Source organism: Deltaproteobacteria bacterium (assembly GCA_016208165.1).
In the GTDB taxonomy this organism is placed as follows: Bacteria; Desulfobacterota; Desulfarculia; order JACQYL01; family JACQYL01; genus JACQYL01.
Map to the genome: position 1 here is coordinate 19886 of JACQYL010000021.1, position 7360 is coordinate 27245.

Sequence of the window (7360 nt, forward strand, 5' to 3'; positions counted from 1 at the left end):
TCAAACCTCTCGCGCCGAATCGGGGCTAACAAACATCATGAACTCGACTTTCTTCGTTGTGTCTTCCCATGGGAGACTTCCAGCCCGAGCTGCTTGATCTTGCGCCAGAGGGTGGTCTTGTCGATACCCAGCTCTTTGGCCGTTGCCTGTCGTTTCCAATCGTTTCTTTCCAGGCTTTCATAAATCACCCGAGCCTCGATTTCAGCCAGGGTGGATCCCATGGGCAGGGTTTCGGGCAGGCTGGACGACTTTCGAAACTGTTCCGGCAGGTGCCTCCGCTCGATAAACCCTCCGGGGCAAAGAATGAACGCGTGCTCGATGGCGTTTTCGAGTTCCCGTATGTTTCCCGGCCAATCATGGTCCATGAACGAGGACATGGCGTCTTGGGAAAGCCCGGTAATATCTTTTCCCCTCAACCGATTCATATGGGCGACAAAATGTTGAACGAGCAGGGGGATATCTTCCTTTCTTTCCCGCAACGGCGGTAAGGCCAGCCGAATGACATTTACGCGATAGTACAGGTCCCGTCGGAAACGGTTTTCTTCCATTTCCTGATTCAGGTCCTTGTTGGTGGCCGCCACTACGCGCACGTCCGCCTTGATCGTCTCGCTGGATCCCAACGGTTCATACGTTCGTTCTTGTAAAAAACGGAGCAGGCGTATTTGAAGGGCGGGACTGATGTCGCCGATTTCGTCGAGAAACAACGTGCCGCGTTCGGCTCGGGCGATTCGGCCCAAGCGGTCCTTTTTTGCGTCCGTGAACGCGCCCGCCTTATGTCCGAACAGCTCGGATTCGAGCAGTGTGTCGGGCAGCGCGCCGCAGTTCACGATCACCAGCGGCTCGTCCGTTCTGGCGGAAAGATTATGAATGGCCCTCGCAAGAAGTTCCTTACCGGTCCCGCTCTCGCCTTCAATCAGGACGGTCGCGTTGCTTTGAGCCACCTCCGGCAGGATGGAAAAGATGTCGCGCATCCTGTGGCTTCTCGAGATGATGTCCGCAAAGGTATATCGCTGCTCGACCTCCTTGCGGAGATCCTCCACCAGGCTCAGGTCCCGAAACGTTTCGACCCCGCCCATGACTTCACCTTTTTTGTCGAGCAGCAGGGCGCAGCTTACACTGATGGGAATGCGCTGTCCGTCCGGCCGCAGAATGTAGACCGGTCGGTTGACAACAGGCCGGCCGGTATCGATGGCCTGCCTGAGGGCGCAATCGCTTTCGCAGATTTCAGCGCGAAACACCTCGCAGCAATACCGTCCGAGGGCTTCATCCGGCGGAACGCCCGTGATTTTTTCCGCAGCCCGGTTGAACCAGGTGATCCGGAAATCCTTATCGACTGTGAAGACCCCGTCCGCAATGGAATCCAAAATGGTTTCGACTTCCTCGGGGCTGAGTCCTTTTGGAGCGCTCATAGGATCTATATACTAACTACAATTCCTAAGAAATCAATGATCCTGTTCTTGGACGCGCGCGCCCACCTCCCTAGAGAGGTTTTGGCCATTTCGGAAGGACCTTGCCGAACAAACGGGAAAAATCTTTAAACGCTTCGAGAAGACGGCACTCTATTGTAAGCATATCGCGCTTCACAACATCATCGTATGCGCTTCGCATAATCATAGAAGAGCGAACGAAACGGAGGATCAACATGCTGAATCAAAGAAGTCGGAAATGGATGGGCCACATCGTAATTGCAGTCGCGCTCTGCATGGCCGGAGCGTTGATGGCCTATGCTTCGCCTTTTTGGACTGAAGCACAGCCATCCCACAAAACAATCGAAATCACGAATGAAACCGTTCCCAACCTGGTCAAAAAGTTGAAACCCAGCGTGGTGAATATCGGCGTAGTCAAGGTCGAGAAGATGCAGGGCGGCCCCATGCCCGGACATGATTTCGGGCCTTTCAGGGACTCGGACCCGTTTAAGGATTTCTGGGAACGTTTCTTCGGTAACCGCATTCCCAAGGAATCGTCGGCACGGATCCCAAGACCGATATCGCCCTGATCAAGATCGAACCCAAGGAAGAATTGATCCCGGCCATGCTCGGGGACTCGAATCAACTCGAACAAGGGGAACCCGTTCTGGCCATCGGAAATCCGTTCGGTCTCTCGGAAACCGTGACCACGGGCATCGTGAGCGCCACCGGAAGAGTCATCGGCGCGGGCCCCTATGACAATTTTATCCAGACCGACGCTTCGATCAATCCCGGAAACAGCGGAGGGCCTCTGTTCAATTACAGCGGAGAAGTCGTGGGCATCAATGCGGCTATTGTAGCCTCCGGACAAGGCATCGGCTTCGCGGTCCCCATCAACACGGCCAAGGAGATACTACTTCAGCTTAAGGACAAGGGGCGCGTTACCCGAGGCTGGCTCGGAGTGACGATCCAGAATGTAACTCCGGAATTGGCCAAGTCCTTTAAACTGGAAGAGGAGAAAGGCGCGCTGGTTGCCGACGTCTCGGAAAGCGGCCCTGCGTCGAAGGCCGGTATCCAGAGGGGAGACGTGATCGTCGAGTTCAACGGCCAGCCGGTGGAGAATTCCCAGGTGTTGCCTCAAATGGTGGCCGGCCTGATGCCGGGAACCGACGTGGATGTGAAGGTGATCCGGGAAGGCAAAACTAAGATGTTCAAAGTCAAACTCGAAACCCTCGAAGAGGAAACCATGGCGGCCTCCGAAACCACGCAGAGGGCACGTCTGGGCATAACCATCCAGACCGTCACTCCCGAACTGGCCAAGGGACTGGGTATGGAATCCGCTCAGGGAGTTGCGATAACGTCGGTGGAGCCTGGAAGTCCGGCGGCCGACGCCGGGCTGAGACGCGGAGATGTGGTTCTGGAAGTGGATCAGAAACCCGTCAATACGGTGGATGAGTTTAAGGAAGCTACGTCCGACATCAGCTCCAAGCCTGCTCTAATGTTGGTTTGGCGGCAAGGGTCCACGTATTTTGTGACCTTGCAAACGAAATAACACTTCTTTCTCCCCAAGTCCGGTGTGGGGTCCATGGTGGACCTCACGCCGGACCCTGTTCCAATATCCTCGTCGCCCGCCTTCGCCGATCCATGGCAGGAGTCTTGCCATTCAGGGCGGGATGGCGGGGGACAAGAGGTCGGGGTCAATAATAAGGACAGCCGCTCTTGTCCGCGATTCATCCCGTGATATTGGCTTGATACGAGTCAACGCGGCTCGGCCCCTTTACCATACCAGTTGTAGAAAAATATGATTTTCCCTTGAGCGTTCCACTTGATGTGAAGCGCATTTTCCATGACGGTAGATCCGGTTTGAACGCGGACGACCATGGCGGCCGATTCGTTGTCTACATCGATGATCCTGTCCGTATACTCGACCGCCATTTCACCCACATGAGCGAAGAAGTCCTCATAGATTTTCCTGATACCTTCTCGATCGGTCTCTCGTTTCGTATTCCAAGGATTTTCCGGATCGTTTCCCGCGCCGTGCACTATATGATCGAAACGTACGGCGAACAGTTCGGAGACCGCCTGAGAGTTTCTGTCTCTGACCGCCTTGGCGTAAGCTTCGATCCGGTCATCGATGTGTTTCCGGGTTGTCAATGTATTGCACCTCCACATTTCAGTAATCCTAAGATACCATACCTATCTTCCCCGTGCTCTGCCTTTTCTTTTCCCCATCCGACGCTGTAACACACGGCCGAGCATGCCTTCCCATCGATCGAGGAAATGCACGCTTCCAAGGGCCGGTACGCGCATGCCTTCGCAACAGCTTCCCTTCTTCCTCATCCATACCCGCAGCGAGAAATTGATTCAAATCCGGGAAAGCGGCTTGCATTTTTAGGCGGCGCGAATTAGACTGGTCGTAGACTAGTCTAAATGGAGGTGCTTTATGGAAACAGTCGGAACCTATGAGGCGAAAACACACCTCACCCAACTCCTCGATCGTGTCGCCAAGGGCGAGAAAATAACGATCACGAAGCACGGCGTGCCCGTGGCCACCCTGCAGCCCGCCGATTCCTCGAAGAGGACGTCCGTGCGCGACGTCATCGACCAGTTGAAGCGGTTTCGAAGCGGCCACCGCCTCGATGGGCTTTCCATTCGCGACATGATCGAGGAAGGAAGGCGCTGATGCCCGCGCGCTTTGTCGTCGATAATTCGGTCGTTATGCCGTGGTGTTTCGAGGAGGAGGGCAACAGCTACGCCGAGGCCGTGCTCGAAAGCCTTGAAGCCGGGGAGGCCTTTGTGCCCGCCATTTGGCCCCTCGAGGTGGGCAATGTCCTGCTTGTCGCGGAACGGAAAAAGCGTCTCAGCCGGGCTTCGGTCGTCCGCTTTCTCGCGCTCCTGGGTGGTTTACCCATCACGGTGGAACAGGAAACCCCAGAGCGGATGCTCAAGGAGATCGTTTCGCTTGCGCGGGAACACGGGCTTTCTACCTATGACGCGTCCTACCTGGACCTCGCCATGAGGCTCGATCTGCCCCTCTCCACACTGGACGCATCCCTCGTGAAGGCCGCCGGGAAATGCAAAGTCCCGGCCTACGAACCGACCCGCGCCCGCTGAAATCATGAAACCGCGTCCGAATAAGATGAGTTGGTGGAGGGTCATGATAGGGACGTCCATGCTTTTACACTTTTGTCACCCTGTCCGAATACCTGCCGTTTTTCGATCCCCCTGACGCTCGCACGATGCAGCGCCCTGGCGCGGGTATTCTCGCTTTCCGTGGCATGGTGCTCTAACATCAGGTGCCCTGAATTCTTGTAAAGTTTAAAAGCATGGACGTCCCCAATGGACGCACTCGAAAATCGGTCGCCTTTCGATTCCTCGGATGAAGATGTGATGCAACGCTCCCGGCGCATGAATGCGTGCTTTTCGCGGTATGAGGTTTCTATGTCATAGCCTACGAAACAAAGAAACGCGCAAATTCAACCCCGTCCCCCTTTTCCGCTCGTCCCCCTTTTCCGCTTCCTCTCGGACGAATGTCTGTTGGGAATAATGTTTCATCGTCAGGCCCATTCCGGAGTCGGTTTACAACCAACCCCTAAGACAGAATTCGGATTTTCACCATCCACTTCCCATCGCGCAGGGTTATTGCCGATGTATTCCCGGATGCGGTTCAGTTCGTCGTCGTTGCGGATGATGTGTTCGTAATAATTGCGCTGTCCTATTCTGACGCTGGGGCTGTCGCGCAGATGGTTGATGCGTTTGGTGGACACCGTTTTGAATGCGCCGACCAGACGTCCGATGGGTTTGCGTTTTTCCGTAGGGGCGGTTCGCGAACCGCCCTTAAGAACGTCGGTAATAGCGATAATCCCATGCAAATGATTGGGCATGATCATATATTCATCCAATTCCACATAACCGTGACGCGCCGCCAACCATTCCCACGACTCGGCGTAGTAACGTCAACCATTTCCCCGAAATCGTTCAAAACTGTTTTTCCGTTCACGGTGTTCCCGAACAAACATTCCCGGTTCCAGGCGCAAATGGTCACGAAATACACCCCGGCCTGCGAATAATCGTATCCGTGTAATCGGATGGATCGGCGGTTATGTGGCATCGATTTCCGTTGCAAGGGCGGTTCGTCACGGATCCTGAGCCCCGTCGAAGGACGAACCGCCCCTACAGAGCGGCCTGCTACTCATGCTGTTGATCCCTAAACAAGGAGGCCCTGTCGGCCCCTGACTTTTATAAATGAAACCTTGGGCGACGTCCATGTTTTTGTACGTTTATTTTCCAATCAAACTAAATCGAACTTCTTTTTCAATCTGTTCACCCTGTTTCGACAAGCGACTTGCCGCCGGTTGAGTGATCTTGAGCCTCCCGGCAATCTCTGTGGCGGTCATCCCAAGCTTTCGATGCGCCCAATAACACAGGAGCGCTCGAGCCTTGACCGTTTGCGGCGATTTACCGAATGCCGTCACTTCCTTGGGGTTCATACTCATCGATGCGGCCACACGGGAAATCACTCGATTGAAATTCATACAAAGAGCAATGAATTCTTGTAAAGTTTGAAAACATGGACGTCCCCTATACCACGCACCGGCCATTTCAGGCCGCCTCTTACGAAACCAGGGATTCAAATAGCATTCTCGACAAATTCGAGTCGTAAATATTCCGCTTTCCAAAAATTATCCTTGAGGTGAACGACGATCATCAGCGGCAGGCGCGAACTGGTACAGACCCACATTTCGCAGCACTGATCCGGAGAGAACACGTGGTCGCCCGTCCGCTGCATGAAAAGGTTATGGGGCACTATCATTTTGTATCAGCCCCACCAGCGCCCCCTCATCAAGCGTCCAATTTCAGCAACGGCTCCTCGGTCGCCCTGCTGTCAAGAACTTAACCGTTTGTCTCCCCGTGACTATTGCTTTGCCCGCTTCCAGGTGTGCCAGATATGTCCGGAACCCGCTTTTGTGCCGAACTCCTTAGGCACAACCAAGCTCGCAGGGTCGAAACAAATCTTGTACTGGTCGGGACCCTCAAACTCATAGATCGCGATCATGGTTTTACCTGCGTTCGGACCTGCAGTGCGAACCCAGTGCATTTCCTTGGGATTCTTCGTGCAGTCCAGTTTCACGACAGACGCAACGATCGTGTCCTTATGCTGATGCGGAGCGATAAGCTCGACCTTATCACCAACGAAGGTGATTCTGCTCTGTTTCACGTGTGCGTCATTCACCTTCTTCCCGTCCATCTCCGCAGAGATCATCATCCAGGTACCCTGAAACTTCTGCAGTTCTGCATCGACACTCTGTTGTTGCGCCTGTGCGCCAGCAATCGTCCATGCCGACCATACCAGCGACAAAACGGTTAGAATTGCGAAAAAGATCTTCGAACGCATACTTCTCCTCCTTTTTTTGATTTGCATAGCTCCGCCTTCATCTCATCTTCCTCCTGCTGAACCATGTCTTGCCCAGCAACAATTAGACGTATCCACATAAAATGCGGAGATCTTTGTTTCTATGCCTATAAGACGCTGCTGTAAATCGTTCCATTATCTCGTTAACCCAAAGAAGTTTAACGGCTTAACTCTGCGTTAGCGTTTTCGCATGTCGTAAATGTGAGGGTCATGTGAGGGTCAGGTCTTGGTTTTTGACTTTTCGTTTTCCCTTTGAACAATCCTACTATCAGTTGAGTAGTGGAGTTGATAGTAGCGGCTCAACGAACAAGGCCGACCCCAGGCCCATAAGTCATGCATTGCTTGCATTTCTCGAAATGAGAGCTAATCGGCTTCCTGGTTATCGATTGTATCGGTATCCTTCAATGTCATTGACTTAAGCGATAGGTTTGTAGGCCATAGCGAAGAGCTTCAGCTTGGGACCTTTTCTTCTTGGGTTCTTTCGTCCTGGTCGGATAGTGGACAAGGTTTTTCGTAAGAGCCTGGAGATTGCCTCTAAAAT

At 53.7% G+C, this 7360-nt stretch carries 8 protein-coding genes and 1 pseudogene; 4 read left to right on the forward strand and 5 right to left on the reverse strand.

The genetic code is table 11. The annotated features are described in order from the left end of the window. Positions 1-35 precede the first annotated feature (35 nt). Positions 36-1409, reverse strand: a complete 1374-nt coding sequence (locus tag HY788_03795) for a sigma 54-interacting transcriptional regulator (GenBank protein MBI4773298.1) — start codon at positions 1407-1409, stop codon at positions 36-38. Between the two features lie 233 nt (positions 1410-1642). Between HY788_03795 and HY788_03800 the strand changes: the two genes are divergently transcribed. Then, complete coding sequence (locus HY788_03800) at positions 1643-1996, forward strand: hypothetical protein (GenBank protein MBI4773299.1); 354 nt, start codon at positions 1643-1645, stop codon at positions 1994-1996. A 35-nt stretch (positions 1997-2031) separates the two neighbouring features. Beyond that, entirely contained in the window at positions 2032-2958 is a 927-nt protein-coding gene (locus HY788_03805) for a PDZ domain-containing protein (GenBank protein ID MBI4773300.1), read from the forward strand. A gap of 206 nt (positions 2959-3164) precedes the next feature. Here HY788_03805 and HY788_03810 read toward each other — a convergent pair whose 3' ends face one another. Next, positions 3165-3560, reverse strand: a complete 396-nt coding sequence (locus tag HY788_03810; GenBank protein MBI4773301.1) for a hypothetical protein — start codon at positions 3558-3560, stop codon at positions 3165-3167. A gap of 289 nt (positions 3561-3849) precedes the next feature. On the opposite strand from HY788_03810, the gene HY788_03815 reads away from it, so the two are divergent. Both HY788_03815 and HY788_03820 read left to right on the forward strand, forming a co-directional pair. After that, positions 3850-4089 (forward strand): type II toxin-antitoxin system prevent-host-death family antitoxin, encoded by a 240-nt coding sequence (locus tag HY788_03815; protein MBI4773302.1) that lies wholly within the window; start codon positions 3850-3852, stop codon positions 4087-4089. Further along, positions 4089-4520, forward strand: coding sequence for a type II toxin-antitoxin system VapC family toxin (locus HY788_03820; protein ID MBI4773303.1), 432 nt, complete (start codon positions 4089-4091; stop codon positions 4518-4520). The genes HY788_03815 and HY788_03820 overlap by 1 nt, the downstream gene beginning before the upstream one ends. 443 nt (positions 4521-4963) lie before the next feature. Here HY788_03820 and HY788_03825 read toward each other — a convergent pair. The 3 genes and pseudogenes from HY788_03825 to HY788_03835 form a co-directional block, all read right to left on the reverse strand. Then, positions 4964-5517, reverse strand: a pseudogene (locus HY788_03825) (transposase). 169 nt (positions 5518-5686) lie between these two features. Then, positions 5687-6007, reverse strand: coding sequence for a hypothetical protein (locus tag HY788_03830; GenBank protein MBI4773304.1), 321 nt, complete (start codon positions 6005-6007; stop codon positions 5687-5689). 314 nt (positions 6008-6321) lie between these two features. Next, the gene (locus HY788_03835) at positions 6322-6801 is read right to left on the reverse strand and encodes a TIGR03067 domain-containing protein (protein MBI4773305.1); all 480 of its coding nucleotides are present in this window, start codon (positions 6799-6801) and stop codon (positions 6322-6324) included. Between the last annotated feature and the right edge of the window lie 559 nt (positions 6802-7360).